Genomic DNA, 20,171 nt, shown 5'->3' with positions numbered 1-20,171 from the left:
TGATTTGCTTAATTCAGATTATGCTGGCCATCGGTTAACGTTCCAGCTGTTCGCACAATCACCACCTTTTGCCCAGCTAGCCGTTGTGTACAGAAATTTTGACTGGAATGGCCCGCTAGATTTTGCACATAAGGCCGCAGGTTTGTCAGACAGAATGAAATAGCATACCAGATCATAAACAAAGGTCAGGACATCACAAAATGACAGCGCACAAACGAATCAGGCCATTTAACACCAAGGACACCTACCCAGAACAGAAGCTCGATAATGATCTTTCGCAAGGCGTGGTTGCACGTGGCACAATGGTGTTTCTGCGGGGGCAGGTTTCACAGGATCTCGATACTCGTGACTCCTTGCATATTGGTGACGCGGCCAAGCAAACTGAAAAAACGATGCAAAATATCGCTTTATTACTTGATGAATCTGGCAGTTGCATGGAACATGTTTGCCGTATTGTCGTTTATCTGACTGATATCCGCTATCGAGAAGCGGTATATAAGGAGATGGGCAAATGGCTTAAGGGTGTGCATCCCTGCTCTACCGGCATTGTTGTGCCCGCATTAGCACGGCCTGAATGGGTTGTAGAAATAGAGATCACGGCGGTGATCCCTGACTGATATATAGACTTATAAATTTTTTAGTGTGTTAAGACGAAATTGTAATCCCACCTTTTTTAAACGGGGTGAATGATGGACAAAATCTTGGACAGCTTAAAGACACTTGCGTGCAAGCCCCTTGCCCAAGCAACAGCAATGCCCAAAGGTATTTATGTATCACCTGAAATCCATCAACGTGAGAAAGATAATATTTTTTATCGTGACTGGATTTGCGCAGGTCGCGCGGATGAAATTCCAAATATTGGCGACTATCTCACATTTGACTTATGTGACCAGCCCCTGCTCTTGGTAAGAGGATCGGATAATGTTATCCATGCTCGCGCCAATGTTTGTTTGCACCGTATGATGCGGCTGGCCACCGGATCCGGACATACCAAAAAATTTACATGCCCTTATCATGCTTGGACATATAATATTGATGGCAAACTGATTGCCGCGGCATATATGGATCGAACCACATGCTTTGATCGCCATAACATGCAACTTCCGGAAATTCGTTGCGAAATATTTCACGGCTGGATCTATGTCACCATGAATAAAGAGGCTGTGCCGATTGAAAATTTGCTGGTTGATCTTGTTCCAATCATTCAGCCCTACCATATGGAACACTATGTCACAATCTTCCGTCACCAACATATTTGGCAAACAAACTGGAAGCATCTAACCGAAAACTTTATGGAAGGCTATCATCTGCCTGTTGCGCATAAAAATACGGTTGGTGCACATTTTGGTTTGATGGATACCACCTTTGATGATCGTGGTAGTTTCGATAATTTCACCTATCAGACATTTACCAAATCCGGAACTGCACCTGTTGGATCAGCTCATCCAGACAATAAAACTCTTCAGGGCAAAGCTCGCTTTACTTCGATCATGCCAACGATTTTTCCAACGCATATGTATGTGTTGGCACCTGACCATCTTTGGTATCTGTCACTGCAACCGATGGGCGTTGATCGGGTAAGCATTCTTTATGGCGCAGCAATTGCGCCCGAAGTCCTTGCCGCGCAGAATGATGTCGATGATTATATTGCTAAAACACGTGCTTTCCTTGATGATGTTCAGGAAGAAGATCGCTTTGTTGTTGAAAATATTTTCAAAGGGGCGCAAGCGCCACTATCAACTTCCGGACCTCTTAGCTGGCTTGAACGCGAAAATCACGAATTCACGCAATATCTGGCAAGGCGACTTTGTAGTGGGAGATAATTAATGACGTTTTCAGTTGTTGGTCGATGTGCAGATACAGGCATGACCGGTGTTGCTATAACCACCTCTAGCATCGCCGTGGGCAGTCGGTGTCCCTATGCGCGTGCTGGCGCTGGTGCTGTCACCACCCAGAACATAACTGATCCGTCTATTGGCCCAGCGGTGCTTGATCTGATGCAATCTGGAAAAACCGCTCAAGATGCAATCGCCGCTATCATGAAAAATCGCAAGCACGCTGATTATCGTCAGGTTGCCGCGATTGATAGTAACGGTATGACAAGTAGCTTTACGGGCAAAAACATCCTTGGAATAAACGCTGTTGCTAGCGGTACTGATTGCATTGCTGCTGGCAATTTATTATCTGTTGAAAATGTCCCAGCCGAAATGGTGGCCTCTTTTGAAGCCAATCACAATAAACATCTAGCGGATCGTCTTGTTACCGCCCTTCAGGCTGGCATTGATGCTGGCGGGGAAGAAGGCCCAACGCATTCTGCAGCTTTAATTGTCGCCCATGAGCACACGTGGCCGCTTGTTGATCTTCGCGTTGACTGGAGTGATAGTTGTCCAGGCATGGCTTTGCGCTCACTTTGGAATGCTTATGAGCCACAAATGCAACCTTACCTTCTACGGGCCATTGATCCTGCCGCCGCCCCAAGTTACGGTGTTGCCGGAGACGAGTAGTAGGACATTTAGCTAATGAATCAAACAGTCAACATTCTTGATGATCTTATTGGCTTTGCCTCGGTCAGCCGTGACCCAAACCGGATGTTGATTGACTATGTCGCCGACAAGCTTGCTAGCCATGGTGTCAATCCAGTTATAATCCCTGATGAAAGTGGGAAAAAAGCCAATTTATATGCTGTAACTGGTCCAAACATTGATGGTGGTGTCATGCTGTCAGGCCATACAGATGTTGTTCCTATTGATGGTCAAAACTGGACCAAACCTGCTTTTACCTGCACTCATGAAGACGGTAAATATTACGGGCGGGGTACAGCTGATATGAAAGGTTTTGTCGCCTCTTCAATTGCCAGTTTTATTGATGCCACCCACCTTGAACTAACCAGCCCATTGCACCTAGCATTATCCTATGACGAAGAGATAGGTTGTATTGGCGTTCATTCACTGATCGACATGATGGGTAAATCGAAATACAAACCCGCCTTTTGTATTGTTGGCGAGCCAACCGAAATGGGATTGGCGACCGGACATAAGGGCAAAACTGCAATACGTGCAGATTGCCAAGGGCGCGAGGGACATTCGGCATTGGCACCAATGGCAATGAATGCCTTACACCTTGCCTGTGATCTTGTTAGTGAAATCCGCCAAATGCAGGCTGAACTGGCACTTCATGGCCAAAAAGATGATGATTATAACGTGCCATATACCACCATGCATGTTGGTCGGATTGAAGGTGGTATCCAGCTAAATATTGTACCAAATGCAGCTTTTATTGATTTTGAGATACGCAATCTGGCCGAGGATGATCCCATAGCGCTCTTGGCTAGTCTCAAAGAACGTATTACGCCAATCATTCAGGCCGCGAAAAAGACCGCTCCTGAAGCAGATATCCAGTTTACCATCACCAATACCTATCCTGGGCTTAATACGCCAAAAGAAGCCGAGATTGTTAGCTTCATGAAACTTCTGACAGGCAACAACAGCACAATCAAGATGGCCTTTGGTACCGAAGGTGGACTGTTTTCACGCAATTTAGGCATTCCTACAGTGGTTTGTGGGCCAGGTTCAATGGATCAGGGGCATAAACCAGACGAGTTTGTGAGTGCCGAACAGCTTGCACAATGTGACAATATGCTGGCAGCGCTTAACCAACGCCTTGTAAAAGGCATATAGCCCTAAACAGACAGCTTATTTATCGACTGGCAGACCGCTTGGCACATTATCGGGAACTCCAAGAGGAAGTTTCAGTGCAGTTGCCCCAGTCAGGCCATGCAGAAAAGCAACCAGATCTTCAATATCGCGCTCATCAAGTTTTATCGGTTTAATATCGAGATGACTAAGTTGCCGCGCCATTTCACGCTTATCACTCATGACAACAAAATCAATCGCCGCCAGCCATTCAGCTTTTGGCAATTCTGCCATTTCTGGCTTCCATTCATCGCGCATCTGCATTGGATTGAGATGATGTCGCACCATATCCTCCAGCGATGCATATGCACCATTATGTCCATAAGGCCCCGTCAGAGCGATATTGCGTAATTGAGGTGTTTTGAATCTATAGGCATCAGCCAAGTCATCACTTTCGCCCATGCGCCCAACATCGCGCACATAGGGATCAAAGCGGCGTGTGCGCCCCGGACCAAAAGGGGGAAGTGCCAGCGCATAGAATTTATGGTCACTTAATAACGGACCTGAATGACAGCTGGCACAATTTGCCTTGCCATAAAACAAATCCAAACCGCGCTTTTGTGATGCATCCAACGCTGTTTCATCACCAGCTAAATAGGCATCAAACGGGCTGTCATGCGACCGCCACTCCTGTCCGATAAAAGCACCAAGCGCCTTGGCAATATGCGTGATATCAACTTGATCAGCTGTTTCCACATCGTCGAATGCCTCAACAAACAACTTTCCATATTCGGGAATAATGCGCACCCGCTTGGCAATGATTGGCCAGACCGCATCAATCCGGTCATGGGCAGCGCCTGCAACCTCGTTTTCCTTTGGGTTTCCAGCCATTTCAAACTGCGCGGTCATGGGCAGAATTGCCTGTGCTGCTAGTATCGTATCAAGCCCATCAGGTAGCCATTCTTCAGCTGGTGAGTTAAATCCATTCTCATATTCATCGGACACCGAAAGACGACCATCTTGAAACAGAATTTTGACTTCTTTTGCACCAATATTCCATAAGGCAGAGGCATTGCGTGGCACCCGCTTTTTGATACGGCTATCTCCATACCCGGGCATCCGCATTGGCCCAACGCCAACACCCCCTTCACCAATACCCAAAGACAGTCCATCCGATCCACCAAAGCGGTGATGATGACAAGTCCCACAGGAAATATTTTGGTTTCCAGAAAGGATTTTGTCATAGAAAAGCTTTTGACCAAGACGGGCTTGCGTGGCATCAATATTATGAAAATCGGCATCAACAAGTGGCCACGGCAAATCCACACTTTCGGCCAATGCTGCATGCCCAAAAAACATGCCAACCGTTATTATAAAAATAAAGGATTTTAAATGCGTCGCTTTCTGATTTTTATGACCACAGTCATTTTTCTGCCGGTCATTGCGCATGCTGAAATTGAAGCTGCGCGAGATCTTATGGAAGAAGGAAAATTTGTTGAGGCGCGCGAAACTCTGTGGCCTGCGGCACGATCGGGAAATGCCGATGCCGAAGAATTGATTGGCGTCATGTACGCAATGGGTTTGGGCGTCAAACAGGATGACATCCGCGCTTTTGACTGGTATCTGCGCGCTTCGATGAAAGGGCATCCCGGAGCCCAATCGGGTGTCGGCTGGTATTACGAAGTTGGCCGTGGCATGCCTGCCCCTGATCTTGTTCGCGCATATATGTGGTACGTCCTGTCGGCGATCGGCGGTGATCCTGATGCGGCAATATCGCAAGAGGAAGTCGTTAAAAAAATGACTAATGAACAAATTGAAAAAGCGCATGTACTTATCGATGATTATCGTGTTTGGCTATTCCCCTTCAGATAGTAATCTGCGGGGCATGTTACAAATAAGGGCTACCTCATTATAAGGTAGCCCTCTCATTTTATTTCAGGTCTTTAGCACGACCTGCGTTAATGTCGGACTCAGCAGCCGCAACCGCCTTTGTCAGGGCATTAAACACAGCCTCACCACCATCAACATTCGACTTGAACCAGTCATATACTGGAGATGCCGCTTTCTTGAAGGCAGCCTTTTCGGCAGGTGTCGGCACGTATAGATCACCACCACCAGCTACGAAATCAGCATAGGCCTGAATTGACTTGCGCTTCGGTGATGCAAAAGTCGCCTGCTGAAGCTGGGCAAAACCGTCAACAACAACAGCACGCATTTCTTCAGGCATGCCCATGAACTTGTCATTAGACATCCACCATAACGCGCCCATATAGGCGTGGCCGTCAAGTGTTACATATTTAAGACCGGCATCAGGAAACTTCATACCCATGATATCGGTAATGCCGTTCTTGGAGCCTTCAACAACGCCTGTCTGGAAGCTTGTAAACAGCTCTGGCCACGGAATAGGTGTTGGTGATGCACCAAGAGCCTTAACCAACTCCTGTGGCAAATCAGCAACAACAGTACGGATCTTCAGACCACTCATATCACCAGGGTTCTGAACGCGACGTTTTGTGTTAGCAAAGTTACGCCAGCCACCAGTGTTACCGATTGTCATCAGACGCACCTTGTTGTCAGAACTGGCAAGAGCCATATCTCTGACTTCGCGGGTGAAATCGCCTGACAGAACATGCTCGGCAATACGGTCATCAGACATCAAATACGGCAAATCAAGAACCTGCACGTAAGGGAAAATACCTGCGGCACCACCTGACGTAGATATATAGACGTCAATTGAACCATCAGCTACACCCTGCAAACACTCAGCACCCTTAGAACAAAGCTGGGTACCAATAAATAGTTCAACGGCGATCGCGCCATTAGATGCTGATTCAACATAATTCTTGAAAACCACTAGACCATCATAATCTTCGTCATTTTCATTAGAGTTAGCAGTTGCACGGATTGTGTAATCCGCCGCAAACGCTGACATTGTTGGTGCTGCAAGCAACGCCACCGCCATCAGAGAACGCATTACTAGTCTTTTCATCATTTCCTCCATTATTGCTTTGATGAACTATATCCCTCACTTAATGAAACCGGCAAGCCGCGGTATTGTCATGGACAATGCCGGAATATAGGTAATCATGAAGATGACCAATATTTCCACCGCGAGGAATGGCAGAATGGCGCGCGAGATTGTTTCAACCCGCTCACCAGAAACTGAAGATGCGACAAATAAAACCAGCCCCATGGGTGGCGTAGCCAGCCCAACTGTCAGATTAACTGACATGATAATGGCAAAATGTACTGGATGCACACCAAGGTCGATAAACACCGGTGCCAGAATAGGCCCTAAAATAATAATGGCAGGACCTGCATCAAGGAACATACCAACTATGAACAATAAAATATTGATAAGAAACAGTAAAGTTAATGGATTTTCACTCAAAGTAATCACAAATGCTGCTAGTTGTTCAGGCGCGTGACTCAGGCTTACAACCGTCTTGAAAGCCACTGCTGCTCCCACCAGCAAAAGCACCGTCGCTGATGACACAGCAGCCTTCATGAAAATCGATGGCAGATCACCAAACTTCATTGTTCGTAATACAAAAAACGAAATCAATAATGCGTAGGCAACGGCAATCGACGAAGCCTCAGTCGGCGTAAAAACACCTATCATGATGCCGCCAAGTATGATGATTGGCGTTTGCAAAGGCGCCACAGCCCGTTTACAGACAAATCGGAATTCTTGCGTTACACGCCGCCTAATATCAAGCAAGATCAGATGCGCAATTGGCAAGCATATGATAAATAATGTCCAGCCATGAACCGTAATATCAATGCCTACAAAGGCAGATAATATCGCTTTTATACCAGCATAGACTGCGACCAGAAGCCCAGCCACATTGATCCGCAGAAGCACCAGAGAAATCCAGTATTCAACTGGCTGAATCGTAATATCTTTTTTAACAATGCGCTCGGCTTTGGGCAGATCATATTTATCGGCAAGCACCCGCACCATCAACATCAACCCTGCACCCACCAGAACACCCGGAACAATGCCAGCCAAAAACAAAGCTGCGACAGACTCGCCCATCACATAGGCATAGATAATCATGATACCTGACGGTGGAATAATAGGACCTATGACTGAACTTGCCGCGGTAATGGCCGCGGCAAATTTCCGCGTATAGCCATTCTTTTCCATAGCGGGAATCAAAGTTGAGCCTAGCGCTGATGTATCTGCTACCGCCGATCCTGACAAACCTGCAAATAACATCGAAGACAGAATATTCACATGAGCCAGCCCACCGCGCAAATGCCCCATCAAAGCTTGTGAAAACTCAACCAGCCGGATCGTGATTCCTCCTCGATTCATTAATTCGCCTGCCAGCATGAAGAAAGGCAATGCCATCAGAGGAAAAGAATCCATGCCATTGTAAACATTGCGATACAGAAGCGCGATGTCACGCTCCTGCCCGTTGAGCCACAGCAATAAACCAGGTGCGACAAGCAAAGCAAAAAATACCGGCAAGCCAATCATCAGGAAAAACAGAAAAACTGGCAAAAACAGAACTAGCATTAACTCGCCCCTGCCGTATCTGATGAGGTAAGTTCCGGCAACGGAAAATGCGGTACAATTACAGCAATTATACTTCTTAAGATCAGCTCAATGGTGACCGTGAACAGAAATGTGACACCAAAAAGCAATGAGGCATAAACATAGCGTAATTTTAACCGGAGCATATCCATACCAATCCAGTCGAGTGGTATTTTGAGTGAAGATGACGTAAAATTGCCCCCAAATCCCATCGTATGTTTCCACCCAAATTGGATCGCATAAATCAGCACAATAGCTGACAAAGACAGCAAAAACAGGGTGAGCATTTGCGCTAGCCTGTTAGGCAAAGCTCTTGGCAACATATCAATGGCAACAAATCCACCCGTGCGCATTGCAAATGGCGCCATCAAACCAGTCATCCATAACATGCAAAGTCTGGCGCCCTCATCAGGCCACGCCAGGGCATCATTAAGCACATAGCGAAAAAACACCTGCAACAGAATCATGATCACCATAATTAACAGGGCAACCCAAGCTAGTTGTTTGCTAATCGCAATAACTAGCTTGTTCAGCCATGACACAGGAGCCATAACCGACGATATGGTGCGCGCAATTGTCCAGCTCACGCTGTTTATTGACGCATCATTATCGTGATTGCTGTCAGAATTATGCATAAACTCCCCATTCTTTGCAGGCGACATTATGTTCAAACGCCGCAATCTCTATTTCATGACCAAACTAGTTATGTCAAAGCCTATCTAATGCCTAAGGCACTTCATGGCCAAGTGCCATTTCATACAGAACAAACCATGTTTCACGATCAATCTCTATCTTGCAGGCATCCCCAAGACTTGCAATGCGATCAAGATTATTTGTGCCCATAACCGGCAGAATGCCCGCCGGATGCGCCAATAACCACGCCACGGCAGCGGCCGATGCATCACATCCCTGACTTGCGCCTATGCTTGTAAGCTTATCGAACAAGGGTTTATGTGATGCATTAAACAACTTGCCACCTGCCAGAGGCGACCAGGCCATTAATGCAATATCCTTTTCCTGCGCAAATGCGATATCACCATTGGTAAAGGCATCATGCGCCAATAATGAAATCTCGATCTGGTTTGATACGATCAGATTTGACATGGCTGATTGCAGCAAATTTATATCCCATGGCTTGAAATTTGAAACGCCAACACTGCCAATTTTTCCTGACGTTATCAGCGCATCTAAAGCGCTTCCTGTCTCATTATGATCCATCAATGGATCTGGGCGGTGTAACAACAACATGTCAATATGGTCGATATTCATGAGATTGAGTGAATTATCAACACTTTGGGTAATGTGCGTAGCACTAGTATCGTAATATTTCACCACCCGCTCAGGTGACTTGTCAGTTAACAACTTGATATCGCATTTGGTGATAATTTCCATTTTATCACGCAGATGTGGAGCTTCTTTCAGCAATAGCCCAAACAGACGCTCGGATTCATAATTGCCATATATATCTGCTTGATCAAAGCTGGTTATGCCTTGGGCAAGACAGGCTTCAACTTTTGCCTGCACATGTGAAACTTCACGATTATTATCATCTGCTAGACGCCACATACCATAAATAATACGGCTCAGTTCCAGCTTTGACTTTGACTTGTCACGATTAATAGATAAGCGCTCCATTATACGTATGTTCCTATTTACGTATGCCGTTGCCAAGAGGCGTATTTGGCGTGCCTGACGGCACCCGCCCATAAACCTCTGGCAATGAACATGTTGATAATTGAGGCAATACCCGATTGCCAAACGACTCACATTCACTCAGATGCGGATAACCAGAAAAGATAAAGGCCTTTATTCCCATCTTCTGGTAATTTTCAATTTCTGATAGCACCTGATCCGTTGATCCAACCAAAGCAGCGCCACATCCCGATCTGGCGCGGCCTATTCCTGTCCATAAATGCGGCTCCACATAGCCATAATCATCAGCTTGATCGCGGTTTCGTGCCTGATGTGCAACACCAAGCGACGTTGCATCAAGCGCTCTATTTCGGATCGCTTTGCCATGTTCGTCATCTAGCTGGCTGACCAGATGCTCGGCATATTCGCGCGCTTCAGCCTCAGTATCTCGGACAATGACATGAACCCGCAATCCGTAATCAAGAACACGGCCATATTCCTTGGCGCGTTCATGTACGGCTTTCATACGTTCAGCCAACATATCTTTGGTTTCAGGCCACATCAAATACACATCACAATGTTGAGCGCATAATTCGATCGCCGCTGGAGAATATCCACCAAAATATAGTAATGGGCCCCCATTCTGCTGATAGGGACGCGCTGGATCGGTTGGTAATGTATCGAATTTATATATCTCACCCTGATAGCTAATCTCGTCACGCTCCCAGACCTGCTTCAGAATTTCGACCACTTCACGTGAACGCTGATAGCGATAAGCACTGTCAGCGACCTCCCCCGGAAAATCTGATGAAATGATATTGATCGTTAAACGACCTTTTAACATATGATCAAGTGTCGCAATGGTGCGCGCCAGCATGATGGGTTGCATCTCGCCACAACGTACAGCTGCCAGCATATTAATATTGGACGTTAGTGGGGCGTTGCCCGCGACAAAACTCAACGTATCCTGCCCAACCTGATAGGATGATGGACAAAGAATGTTACGAAAACCTAGCTCGTCAGCTTTGCGGATAATACGTGACGTATTTTCCCAACTGCTACGCAAATCACCATCTGGTTTACCAAGAAATTGATAATCATCAGCGCAAAGCGGCGCGAACCATGCCACTTCTGACGAATCAAGACCCTCAGATTTTACTGGAATAATCGACACCTATCCCCCTCCTTACATAAACCAACCACTTTTTGATGATCTTTTGTCACCATTGATGAAGTAAAAGTAGTCTTGATTGATATAGATCAATACTGTATCAATATATTTACTTTACAGATTTATGGCTGTCGTTCAATTAAAAGTTTATGCACATGCGAAAAACGAGCTCAAGCGGGGCAAAACCCCTATATATGCAGGTCTGCGACTTAATTGAGCGCGAAGTAAATGCCAAGATTCGACTTGATGGTGAACGTTTACCTCCCGAGCGTGTCCTTGCCAAAGAATTGGGAATTGCTGTTGGAACATTACGCCTAGCACTGGCCGAATTGACGCGGCGTGGTATGTTGGAACGTATCCAGGGATCAGGCAATTATATCCGCCACAAAAGTAACCGTGAGTCAGTTTATGCTTTCTTTCATCTGGAACTCATTGATGGGATCGGCGACCCAAGTGCAGATTTAATCTCGGCAAGCCGCATTACAAAGCCTGCTGGCTTACCTAATATTGGCGCCTCGGATAAGGCGCATCAAATTCGCCGCGTGCGCCATCTTGGTGATATTAAAGTGGCCTTAGAAGAAATCTGGATTGATGACAAATTTGACCTTGAAGATGGTCAAAATCACATGTCGCATTCCCTTTATCAGCTTTATAAAGAACATCTTGGCTTTTGGATTGCCAAAGTGGAAGACAGCGTTTCCGTCGCGCCCATGCCAACTTGGGGACAACCTCTTTTTAACAAGAGCGAGCAACCTATCTGGGGGTTTTGTGAACGCCTGGCATGGGATCAGCATGGACAGCTTGTCGAAGCGTCCAGCACATGGTTTGATCCGACAAAAGCGCGCTATCGTGCCCGCTGGAAGTGAAAACAAACCGTTTTAAGACAAATATTTTATCAGTAAGGAACAAAAATGGGTGAGTATCTTAATTACGGCATGATCGGATGCGGCATGATGGGGCAAGAGCATTTGCGTAATATCGCTTTGCTCGACAATACGGCTGTCATTGGCATAGTTGAACCCGATGCAGGCATGCGCGACGAAGCGCTAAAGTTAGCACCTGATGCTATCTTCTATGACTCAATTGAAAGTCTTCTTGCTGATGAACGGCTTGATTGTCTGGTTATTGTCAGCCCAAATTTTTGTCATGCTGATCAATTGCTAGAGATTTCCAGTCATAGGGCTTTGCCTATCCTGGTTGAAAAGCCCCTATTTACCGATCCATCAGATATAGCTCGACTTCAAAATTTTGAAAAAAACTATCCAGCGCCAGTCTGGGTGGCAATGGAATATCGCTACATGCCCCCAGTGACTGCCCTAATCGAAAATGCACATCAAGATACTGGTGGCATTGACATGCTGACAATTCGCGAACATCGATTTGCGTTTCTGCCTAAAATTGACGATTGGAATCGGTTTAATGCAAATACTGGCGGGACTCTGGTTGAAAAATGCTGTCATTTTTTCGACCTAATGCGCTTTATCCTGCAGTCGGAACCGGTGCGGGTTATGGCCTCGGCTGGGCAAAGACATAATCACAAAGACGAACTCTATGATGGCTTGATCCCTGATATCTGGGATCATGGTTATGTGATCATTGAATTCGCATCAGGAAGCCGTGCGATGCTTGAATTATGTATGTTTGCCGAAGGGTCGCGATATCAGGAAGAAATTTCTGCAGTTGGTGTTGCTGGCAAAATTGAATGTCAGGTGCCTGGCCCAACGCGTTTTTGGCCTGCTGATCTTGGCGCGCCACCTGTTCCCCAATTAACTGTTAGCCCACGTAATCCGGCTGGCCCAAGAAGCATTGAAATTCCAGTCGGTCCTGAATTGCTAGAGGCTGGAGATCACAATGGCTCGACCTTTTATCAACACAAAAAATTTGCTGAGGTGGTGCGGGGAAATAGCTCAGTCGAAGTTAATATGCATGATGGCATGATGGCTGTGGTAATGGGCATGGCTGCGCAACAAGCGGCTATCACCCATGAAACGGTTCTGATAAGTGACATTCTGGAAGACAAAGTCGCTTCACCAAATACATAATGTCGCGTTTTATGCATGGTTTGTCCGATTCTTGCATTTACAAACCTATGTTGCTGATCACAATCTTACAATGATAGGAGATCTATATGCGATATTCAGGATTTCGGGTGATAAAAGAAGCGCTTACTGGCCATAAAGGCTGGACGCCAGCATGGCGTTCACCTGAGCCAAAAGCGCATTATGATATTATCGTTATTGGCGGTGGTGGACATGGCCTTGCAACCGCATATTATCTAGCCAAAGAATTTAAGGAAAAGTCGGTCGCTGTTCTCGAAAAAGGCTGGATAGGCGGCGGTAATGTCGGTCGTAACACGACGATCATCAGGTCAAATTATCTGCTTGATGGCAATGAGCCATTTTATGAATTCTCGCTTAAACTGTGGGAAGGTTTGGAACAAGATTTAAACTATAATGCCATGGTCAGTCAGCGTGGTATTTTGAATCTTTTTCATTCTGATGCCCAGCGTGATGCCTATGTTCGGCGAGGCAATGCCATGTTGCTTAATGGTGCCGATGCCACTTTGCTTAATGCCGATCAAGTTCGAGATGAATGCCCGTTTTTGAATTTTGATGACACTCGGTTCCCGATAAAAGGCGGATTGGCACAACGTCGAGGCGGCACAGTCCGTCATGATGCCGTAGCTTGGGGGTATGCACGAGGCGCAGACAGCCGTGGTGTCGATATTATTCAGAACTGTGAAGTGACGGGGTTCCGGATTAAAAATGGCGTCTGTAGCGGCGTTGAAACCACACGCGGATTCATAGGGGCTAAGAAGGTTGGTAGCGCCGTTGCAGGATCATCAGGGCGCGTGATGGCCAAGGCGGGTGTTCGCTTGCCCATTGAAAGCCACGTTTTACAAGCGTTTGTTTCTGAGGGATTAAAACCTATCATACCGGGCGTTGTAACCTTTGGAATGGGGCATTTCTATATTTCCCAATCAGATAAAGGCGGTCTGGTCTTTGGCGGTGATATAGATGGGTATAATACTTATGCACAACGCGGAAACCTGCCAACCGTCGAAGACGTATGCGAAGGCGGTATGGCAATTATGCCCATGATTGGCCGTGCCCGCATTTTGCGGATTTGGGGCGGTGTGATGGACATGTCAATGGACGGATCGCCTATGATTGACCGAACACATATTGATGGATTGTTTTTCAATGGGGGTTGGTGCTATGGCGGCTTTAAGGCCACCCCAGCCTCAGGTTGGTGCTTTGCCCATCTTCTGGCAACCGGACAGCCACATGAAACAGCAACAGCCTATCGCTTTGACCGCTTCCAACGCGGTTATATGATCGATGAAAAAGGCGTCGGCGCCCAGCCGAACCTGCATTAGGAGCCGCTAGTCATGATCATAAATCATCCTTTACTTGGCCCCCGTGATGCACAGGAATTCACCTATCTTGGCGATGCGTCTTTACTTGACCGGCCAGATTGGCAAGCCAAGGATGCCGATATAGCTTTTTATGGTTATCAATATCTTCGTGACAATCCAGCCGGACGGCATCAGGAACTTTGGTATCATGAGCAAGGTGACAGATCATGGCTGGTTGTTACACGTGACACCACAACACATGTCATTGAAAAAGTTGAATTTGCATCAGATGTTGCGCGACAAAGGGGACGCAGCAAATGAGTGATTTTACCAATCAACCTAACCGTCTCGACAGTGGCGGCATGATTGATCGCTCAAAGCTGATTGAATTCACTTTTGACGGCAAACAATATGATGGTTTCGAGGGAGACACACTGGCGTCTGCTTTGCTTGCCAATAATGTCAGATTAATGGGGCGCTCGTTCAAATATCATCGTCCCCGTGGCGTTATGACGGCAGGTTCCGAAGAACCAAATGCAATCGTTGAGCTACGCTCAGGTGCGCGTCAAGAGCCAAATAGCCGAGCCACAGTTACCGAACTATTTGACGGGCTTGAGGCCAGAAGCCAAAACCGCTGGCCATCGCTGAAATTTGATGCCATGGCAATCAATGATCTGTTTTCAAATTTTCTGACAGCAGGTTTTTATTACAAAACATTTATGTGGCCTGCCGCTTTTTGGGAAAAACTTTACGAGCCAATCATTCGTCACGCCGCGGGGCTGGGATCATTATCCGCCAAAGCTGATCCAGATATATATGATAAAGGGTTTTTACATTGTGATTTGCTGGTTATTGGTGCTGGTCCAGCCGGACTCGCCGCCGCTCTGACTGCAGCACAAGCTGGTGCAGACATCATCATAGCAGACGAAGATTTCGTATTTGGCGGCCGATTAAATGCCGAAACCTATGAAATGGGTGATACATCAGGTGCCAACTGGGCGCTAGAAACAATCGCTGAACTCAAGTCCATGAACAATGTCCGCTGTATGACGCGTACCACTGTCATCGGCGCTTTTGATCATGGTGTTTATGGCGCGGTTGAGCGTGTATCAGATCATCTGGCCATTCCCGAAGATGGTAAACCACGTCAGGTTTTATGGCGCATCTATTCCAAGCGGGCAGTTCTGGCTGGTGGAGCCATCGAACGACCAATCTGCTTCCCCAATAATGATCGCCCCGGTATTATGCAGGCAAGCGCGATCCGTTCTTATGTCAATCGCTGGGCAAGCACCCCAGCATCTCAAATTGCAATCTTCACCAATAATGATAATGGGTATCGAACAGCAACCGATTTACGCGCTCAGGGCGTTGATGTCAGCGCCATTATTGATACACGGCCTGACGCGCCAAAAGTTGAAGGGATAGAGGTTCTTGCTGGTGGACGCGTTATCGACACGTCCGGACGCCTTGGCCTGAACGCTATCACTGTACAAATGAAGAATGGAACTAAGCGCATAATTAAATGTGGGGCGCTTGGTGTTTCAGGTGGCTGGAATCCAAATGTACATCTAACTTGTCATCAACGAGGTTTTCCTCAATGGCAAGACGATATTGCCGCTTTTGTTCCTGGTGGCTCCCTGCCTGTCGGTCTTGGTGTTGCTGGCGCGGCAAATGGCCAATTCAGCCTGGATGCATGTCTTTTATCCGGTGTTCAGACAGCTGTTGCCTTGTTGGAAGATATCGATATCAAAGCAAAAGCAATCAAAATACCCAAAGCTGAGGATGCAAAAATCAATATTATGCCTTTCTGGCATGTGGGTTATGGCAAGAAAAGAGCATGGGTTGACCAGCAGAACGATGTGACCGTCAAAGATATAAAGCTTGCGCATCAGGAAAATTTTTGTTCAGTCGAACATTTGAAACGCTACACAACGTTAGGCATGGCAACCGATCAGGGAAAAACATCTAATATTTCTGGTCTGGCGATCATGGCTGAATTATCAGGAAAATCGATTCCCGATGTTGGCACCACAATGTTTCGCCCCCCTTACACGCCTACCGCCATTGGCGTTATGGCAGGGCGGTCACGTGACAGTCATTTTCGCCCTACCCGCCTGACGCCTTCACATAAATGGGCCGAAGAACAAGGCGCCGTCTTTGTAGAAGCTGGTATGTGGTTACGCGCGCAATGGTATCCACTACAAGGCGAAACACATTGGCGGGAAAGTGTTGACCGCGAGGTACTTGCCACCCGTGCCTCAGTTGGCGTGTGTGATGTAACAAGTCTTGGCAAGATTGATATTCAAGGCAGTGACGCAACAATATTCATCAATCGGGTTTACTGTAACGGATTTGCCAAATTGCCTGTTGGCAAGACACGCTATGGGTTGATGTTGCGCGAAGACGGTATCGTCATGGATGATGGAACAACGGCACGCCTTGCCGAGTCACATTATGTCATGACCACAACTACAGCCAATGCAGTGAGCGTTTTTAGGCATCTTGAATTTTGCCGCCAATGTCTCTGGCCTGACCTAGATGTTCAGCTTATTTCAACAACTGAAAGTTGGGCTCAATATGCTATCGCTGGCCCGAATGCCCGCAAAGTTCTTGAAAACATTGTTGACCCTGAGTTTGATCTGTCAAATACGGCATTTCCATTTATGGCCTGTGGCGAAATAACTGTTTGTGGGGGATTAAGAGCACGTTTGTTCAGGATTTCTTTTTCTGGTGAACTGGCTTACGAGCTTGCTGTACCAACACGTTATGGTGATGCGCTGATCCGGCGCATCATGGAAGCTGGTGTCCCCTTTGACATCGTTCCCTATGGCACCGAAGCACTTGGCGTCATGCGCATAGAAAAGGGACATGCTGCTGGTAACGAGCTGAATGGCACCACCACGGCACTTAATCTGGGATTAGGACGCATGGTATCGTCAACAAAAGATAGTATCGGCAGCATATTGTCTCGCCGAGAGGGCCTGACACAACCAGACGCCGTGATCCAGGTCGGCTTCAAGCCGATAAATCATGCCGATACGTTGGACGCTGGCGCACATCTCATGCGGGTTGATGATCCCATTAATGCCGCACATGATCAGGGTTACATCACATCTGTATGCTACTCGCCCAGCCTTGGCCATTCAATTGGACTAGGTTTCCTGAGCAACGGTTCAAATCGTATCGGTGAGATTATCCGCGCTGTAAACCCACTTCAAGGAAGAGAAACCCTAATCGAAGTTGTTAGTCCGCACTTTATCGACCCAGAGGGAGAACGTCTCCATGCATGATCTAGCTCCTTTATACCCCCTTGGTGGTTATAGTCCGCAAATAGATATTTATGATCGCATCACCCTCACCGAAAATGCCGATTTTGCTTATGCGTCAGTCGCAGCACATGCAAATTGTTCCGGCAAACTTAATGACATCGCTTTAGAAACTATTGGGGTTGCCCTGCCCTCAACTGGGCAAATGACTAGTAACGATAGCATGACAGCTATATGGACAGGTCCCGATCAATGGATGATTGAAGCCCCAATACATTCACATGAAACAATGGCTACGCATCTAAGCATAAAGCTAGCTGGTATCGCCGCCGTAACCGAGCAAAATGACTCATTTGTTCATTTTGATCTGGTCGGTGAAGTATATATCGATGTTTTAGAACGGTCGTGCGCGGTGAATAGCCGACAAATGCCTCATAACGCCGTCATCCGCACAACGATTGAGCATATTTCATGTTTCATTCTACATCGTTCGACTGGGCATGTCTCAATTCTGGGTGCACGCTCATCAGCAAAATCACTTCATCATAATTTAACAAATAGTATAAGGTCTGTTATTTAACTAACTGATTACATATAATTTATGTAGATGGTAAAGATCGGTTATCCTGCACACGGAATAAATTAATTCTGCGTCGTTCCTCTTTCGGGGTTATCCCAAAGGTGGCCTTGTAATGCGTCACCATTACTGTTGTGTTGCTATAGCCGGTGGCATAAGCAATGTCAGCAAGCGTGTCATTTGAATAAAGGACGAGTTGACGCGCTGCTTTCATCCGCATTAAGCGATAATAATGCGATGGGCTTTGACCTGTAGCTTTTTTAAAGCCACGTTCAAGTTGACGGGCAGATAGACCCACTGCTTGAGCAACCTCACTAACAGACATAGTCTCGTCGATATGTGTTGCAAACAGATGCACCGCCTGCTGAATGGCAGGTGGCAACATGTCATCAGCACTTGCTGTATAAAATGCCGGAATCCGCTGGCGCACCCCTTCACCGCGCACAAGTGGGTGTTGAAACCAACAAGCTACTTCGGTCATGACTGGCGCGCCTAATTCCTGTTCGATCAGATGCAACATCATATCGAAAGCTGCCGCTGCACCTGACGCGCTAAACCGCAATTGATCTGTCACGATCACATCGTCAACCGCCTTAATATGCGGAAATTCAGCCTCAAAAGCCGCCTTATAACACCAATGTACACTACAAACATGCGCATCCATCAAACCAGCACGCGCCAGCGGGAAAACACCGCCGCTGACAGCGCCCATACGAGTGCCATGACGCGCAAACTGTCGCAGTAATCCAGATGATTTCTGCTCATGTTCCAAACGTGCCATCGGTCCACTGAGGCAAAATATAAAATCAAGTTTGTTGGCATCATCCAATATAACGTCGGGGTCAAAATAAACCCCCGCGCTTGCAGGCACACGTGCCCCATTCTCGGAAATCAGTTGCCATCCAAAGCGATCCTGTCCAGCAATTTCATTTGCTGCACGCAATGGTTCTATCATCGACGTCAGGCATGACATTGGAAAACCTGGAAAAATCAAAAATCCGAGTTGGGTCTTTTGGTAAGAGGATGATACTGGATGCTGTTCACTATCTCGTGCCATAAAACTACCAATTTGTTACAGCCATTAGCGATGCCTTACATGTTCATTACATTGAAACGGTACTAAAGCCAACAGATCAGCATCATTTTTCTAAATGCAAATCTGGCCAGACCCCCGGTGATGTTTCGGCACCATCGTCAAATTGGGATAAATAATCTACCAGCAATGAACGATTATTAATGAACCCTTTATAGGTTGCCAAATCTTCAGGGATATCACGTAAAACCCTGTGTAATCGGCGTCCCCATTTTGGAACCGTAACAATATCCCCAAATTTAATCAGATAGCACCGGATGGGAAACACCAACGCATTTGACCTCGGCAATCGAAAAAATGTTTGCAACTCGACCCGAAGATACTGCTTTTCACCTACATTTTCAGGCGTCAAACTGGCCTTTTCAATGCCCCATTTATGATAATTTTCTGGACTTGTATCCAGCAGAGGATTGACCGTAAGTGTCCAGTTCAAACGGCGGGCGGGCGTGCCTTGTTGAATGGCCAGCAAAAACTTTAATGCCCGTTTAAAAATACCCATTTCATGCGCGCGCGGCACCGGCGCATGCCATTCAAAGAAATTCATACCAATATCAAAATCTAGCGACCAATCAGCTTGCGTGGTGACCATACCCGCATCCATCCATAAATTGTCATCACGCTGATCCAGAACACAGAAATCACCTTGTGCTTGCCGCGTGATATATTCCATTGGTCCATAGGGCAAAGTGGTGTTGTCCATAAACACAAAACTATCATCAATACTCATGGGGCGATTAATCCACCGCCAATGAGTGCCATCACGGTGCAATTCAAACAGATCAGGATAATCTTCTGACTTTGACATCATGATCAGTTCCAGCAAATCCCAACCAGCTAAATTCATATGCGGCAGTGACTGGCACCGAAGCGGATCTTCATCAAGCACTATCGCCCTGTCC

General features: G+C 46.8%; 20 protein-coding genes. 12 read left to right on the top strand and 8 right to left on the bottom strand.

Features of this window, described 5'->3' with window-relative positions:
- The 5 genes from ABNT28_RS04735 to argE all read left to right on the top strand — a co-directional run.
- Positions 1-163, top strand: a 163-nt coding sequence (locus ABNT28_RS04735; protein ID WP_348721097.1) for a 4-hydroxyphenylacetate 3-hydroxylase C-terminal domain-containing protein, incomplete at its 5' end; no start/stop codon positions are given.
- Between the two features lie 37 nt (positions 164-200).
- On the top strand, positions 201-617 hold the full coding sequence (locus ABNT28_RS04730) for a RidA family protein (protein WP_332925283.1): 417 nt from the start codon (positions 201-203) through the stop codon (positions 615-617).
- Between the two features lie 84 nt (positions 618-701).
- Positions 702-1,823: an SRPBCC family protein gene (locus ABNT28_RS04725; RefSeq protein WP_348721096.1), complete on the top strand. Its 1,122-nt coding sequence runs from the start codon at positions 702-704 to the stop codon at positions 1,821-1,823.
- A 3-nt stretch (positions 1,824-1,826) separates the two neighbouring features.
- Positions 1,827-2,504: a DUF1028 domain-containing protein gene (locus ABNT28_RS04720; RefSeq protein WP_332925281.1), complete on the top strand. Its 678-nt coding sequence runs from the start codon at positions 1,827-1,829 to the stop codon at positions 2,502-2,504.
- A gap of 15 nt (positions 2,505-2,519) precedes the next feature.
- Positions 2,520-3,677 carry an acetylornithine deacetylase gene (gene argE, locus ABNT28_RS04715; RefSeq protein ID WP_348721095.1) on the top strand — a complete coding sequence of 386 codons (1,158 nt, stop codon included), beginning with the start codon at positions 2,520-2,522 and terminating at the stop codon, positions 3,675-3,677.
- Positions 3,678-3,692: 15 nt separating this feature from the next.
- Here argE and ABNT28_RS04710 read toward each other — a convergent pair whose 3' ends face one another.
- Entirely contained in the window at positions 3,693-4,991 is a 1,299-nt protein-coding gene (locus ABNT28_RS04710; protein WP_332925279.1) for a cytochrome c peroxidase, read from the bottom strand.
- Between the two features lie 33 nt (positions 4,992-5,024).
- On the opposite strand from ABNT28_RS04710, the gene ABNT28_RS04705 reads away from it, so the two are divergent.
- Complete coding sequence (locus tag ABNT28_RS04705) at positions 5,025-5,504, top strand: tetratricopeptide repeat protein (protein ID WP_332925278.1); 480 nt, start codon at positions 5,025-5,027, stop codon at positions 5,502-5,504.
- 58 nt (positions 5,505-5,562) lie between these two features.
- Here ABNT28_RS04705 and dctP read toward each other — a convergent pair whose 3' ends face one another.
- The 5 genes from dctP to ABNT28_RS04680 form a co-directional block, all read right to left on the bottom strand.
- Positions 5,563-6,621, bottom strand: coding sequence for a TRAP transporter substrate-binding protein DctP (gene dctP / locus ABNT28_RS04700; RefSeq protein ID WP_332925277.1), 1,059 nt, complete (start codon positions 6,619-6,621; stop codon positions 5,563-5,565).
- Positions 6,622-6,657: 36 nt separating this feature from the next.
- A complete protein-coding gene (locus tag ABNT28_RS04695; protein ID WP_332925276.1) occupies positions 6,658-8,157 on the bottom strand; it encodes a TRAP transporter large permease in 1,500 nt (499 codons plus the stop codon).
- Positions 8,157-8,810: a TRAP transporter small permease gene (locus tag ABNT28_RS04690; protein ID WP_332925275.1), complete on the bottom strand. Its 654-nt coding sequence runs from the start codon at positions 8,808-8,810 to the stop codon at positions 8,157-8,159. Before ABNT28_RS04690 ends, ABNT28_RS04695 begins: the two co-directional genes overlap by 1 nt.
- A 91-nt stretch (positions 8,811-8,901) precedes the next feature.
- Positions 8,902-9,810 (bottom strand): aldo/keto reductase, encoded by a 909-nt coding sequence (locus ABNT28_RS04685; RefSeq protein ID WP_348721094.1) that lies wholly within the window; start codon positions 9,808-9,810, stop codon positions 8,902-8,904.
- Between the two features lie 13 nt (positions 9,811-9,823).
- Positions 9,824-10,981, bottom strand: a complete 1,158-nt coding sequence (locus ABNT28_RS04680) for an LLM class flavin-dependent oxidoreductase (protein WP_332925273.1) — start codon at positions 10,979-10,981, stop codon at positions 9,824-9,826.
- Positions 10,982-11,133: 152 nt separating this feature from the next.
- On the opposite strand from ABNT28_RS04680, the gene ABNT28_RS04675 reads away from it, so the two are divergent.
- The 6 genes from ABNT28_RS04675 to ABNT28_RS04650 all read left to right on the top strand — a co-directional run bounded on the left by ABNT28_RS04675 (position 11,134) and on the right by ABNT28_RS04650 (position 18,182).
- Positions 11,134-11,844: a GntR family transcriptional regulator gene (locus ABNT28_RS04675; protein WP_332925272.1), complete on the top strand. Its 711-nt coding sequence runs from the start codon at positions 11,134-11,136 to the stop codon at positions 11,842-11,844.
- A gap of 45 nt (positions 11,845-11,889) precedes the next feature.
- Positions 11,890-13,020 carry a Gfo/Idh/MocA family oxidoreductase gene (locus tag ABNT28_RS04670; protein ID WP_332925271.1) on the top strand — a complete coding sequence of 377 codons (1,131 nt, stop codon included), beginning with the start codon at positions 11,890-11,892 and terminating at the stop codon, positions 13,018-13,020.
- Between the two features lie 86 nt (positions 13,021-13,106).
- Entirely contained in the window at positions 13,107-14,357 is a 1,251-nt protein-coding gene (locus ABNT28_RS04665; protein ID WP_348721093.1) for a sarcosine oxidase subunit beta family protein, read from the top strand.
- 12 nt (positions 14,358-14,369) lie between these two features.
- Complete coding sequence (locus ABNT28_RS04660) at positions 14,370-14,657, top strand: sarcosine oxidase subunit delta (RefSeq protein ID WP_332923124.1); 288 nt, start codon at positions 14,370-14,372, stop codon at positions 14,655-14,657.
- A complete protein-coding gene (locus ABNT28_RS04655; protein ID WP_348721092.1) occupies positions 14,654-17,626 on the top strand; it encodes a sarcosine oxidase subunit alpha family protein in 2,973 nt (990 codons plus the stop codon). Before ABNT28_RS04660 ends, ABNT28_RS04655 begins: the two co-directional genes overlap by 4 nt.
- A complete protein-coding gene (locus ABNT28_RS04650; RefSeq protein WP_348721091.1) occupies positions 17,619-18,182 on the top strand; it encodes a sarcosine oxidase subunit gamma in 564 nt (187 codons plus the stop codon). The genes ABNT28_RS04655 and ABNT28_RS04650 overlap by 8 nt, the downstream gene beginning before the upstream one ends.
- Positions 18,183-18,201: 19 nt before the next feature.
- Here the strand turns inward: ABNT28_RS04650 and ABNT28_RS04645 are convergent, their stop codons facing one another.
- Both ABNT28_RS04645 and ABNT28_RS04640 read right to left on the bottom strand, forming a co-directional pair.
- A complete protein-coding gene (locus tag ABNT28_RS04645; protein WP_348721090.1) occupies positions 18,202-19,236 on the bottom strand; it encodes a GlxA family transcriptional regulator in 1,035 nt (344 codons plus the stop codon).
- A gap of 82 nt (positions 19,237-19,318) precedes the next feature.
- A partial coding sequence (locus ABNT28_RS04640) for a DUF3445 domain-containing protein (protein WP_348721089.1) occupies positions 19,319-20,171 on the bottom strand: 853 nt, incomplete at its 5' end.

Source organism: uncultured Candidatus Puniceispirillum sp. (genome assembly GCF_963979125.1).
Lineage (GTDB): Bacteria > Pseudomonadota > Alphaproteobacteria > Puniceispirillales > Puniceispirillaceae > Puniceispirillum.
The sequence above is the reverse complement of the archived record's forward strand: the minus strand, read 5'-3'. Positions and strand labels throughout refer to the sequence as shown.

Bases quoted from the DNA above. Each gene is read 5' to 3' on its own strand.
- ABNT28_RS04655 (WP_348721092.1), top strand. From the start codon at position 14,654: ATGAGTGATTTTACCAATCAACCTAACCGTCTCGACAGTGGCGGCATG.
- ABNT28_RS04665 (WP_348721093.1), top strand. From the start codon at position 13,107: ATGCGATATTCAGGATTTCGGGTGATAAAAGAAGCGCTTACTGGCCAT.
- ABNT28_RS04645 (WP_348721090.1), bottom strand. From the start codon at position 19,236: ATGGCACGAGATAGTGAACAGCATCCAGTATCATCCTCTTACCAAAAG.
- ABNT28_RS04660 (WP_332923124.1), top strand. From the start codon at position 14,370: ATGATCATAAATCATCCTTTACTTGGCCCCCGTGATGCACAGGAATTC.
- ABNT28_RS04675 (WP_332925272.1), top strand. From the start codon at position 11,134: ATGCGAAAAACGAGCTCAAGCGGGGCAAAACCCCTATATATGCAGGTC.
- ABNT28_RS04705 (WP_332925278.1), top strand. From the start codon at position 5,025: ATGCGTCGCTTTCTGATTTTTATGACCACAGTCATTTTTCTGCCGGTC.
- ABNT28_RS04695 (WP_332925276.1), bottom strand. From the start codon at position 8,157: ATGCTAGTTCTGTTTTTGCCAGTTTTTCTGTTTTTCCTGATGATTGGC.
- ABNT28_RS04720 (WP_332925281.1), top strand. From the start codon at position 1,827: ATGACGTTTTCAGTTGTTGGTCGATGTGCAGATACAGGCATGACCGGT.
- ABNT28_RS04710 (WP_332925279.1), bottom strand. From the start codon at position 4,991: ATGTTTTTTGGGCATGCAGCATTGGCCGAAAGTGTGGATTTGCCGTGG.
- ABNT28_RS04685 (WP_348721094.1), bottom strand. From the start codon at position 9,810: ATGGAGCGCTTATCTATTAATCGTGACAAGTCAAAGTCAAAGCTGGAA.
- ABNT28_RS04730 (WP_332925283.1), top strand. From the start codon at position 201: ATGACAGCGCACAAACGAATCAGGCCATTTAACACCAAGGACACCTAC.
- ABNT28_RS04690 (WP_332925275.1), bottom strand. From the start codon at position 8,810: ATGCATAATTCTGACAGCAATCACGATAATGATGCGTCAATAAACAGC.
- argE (WP_348721095.1), top strand. From the start codon at position 2,520: ATGAATCAAACAGTCAACATTCTTGATGATCTTATTGGCTTTGCCTCG.
- ABNT28_RS04670 (WP_332925271.1), top strand. From the start codon at position 11,890: ATGGGTGAGTATCTTAATTACGGCATGATCGGATGCGGCATGATGGGG.
- dctP (WP_332925277.1), bottom strand. From the start codon at position 6,621: ATGAAAAGACTAGTAATGCGTTCTCTGATGGCGGTGGCGTTGCTTGCA.
- ABNT28_RS04650 (WP_348721091.1), top strand. From the start codon at position 17,619: ATGCATGATCTAGCTCCTTTATACCCCCTTGGTGGTTATAGTCCGCAA.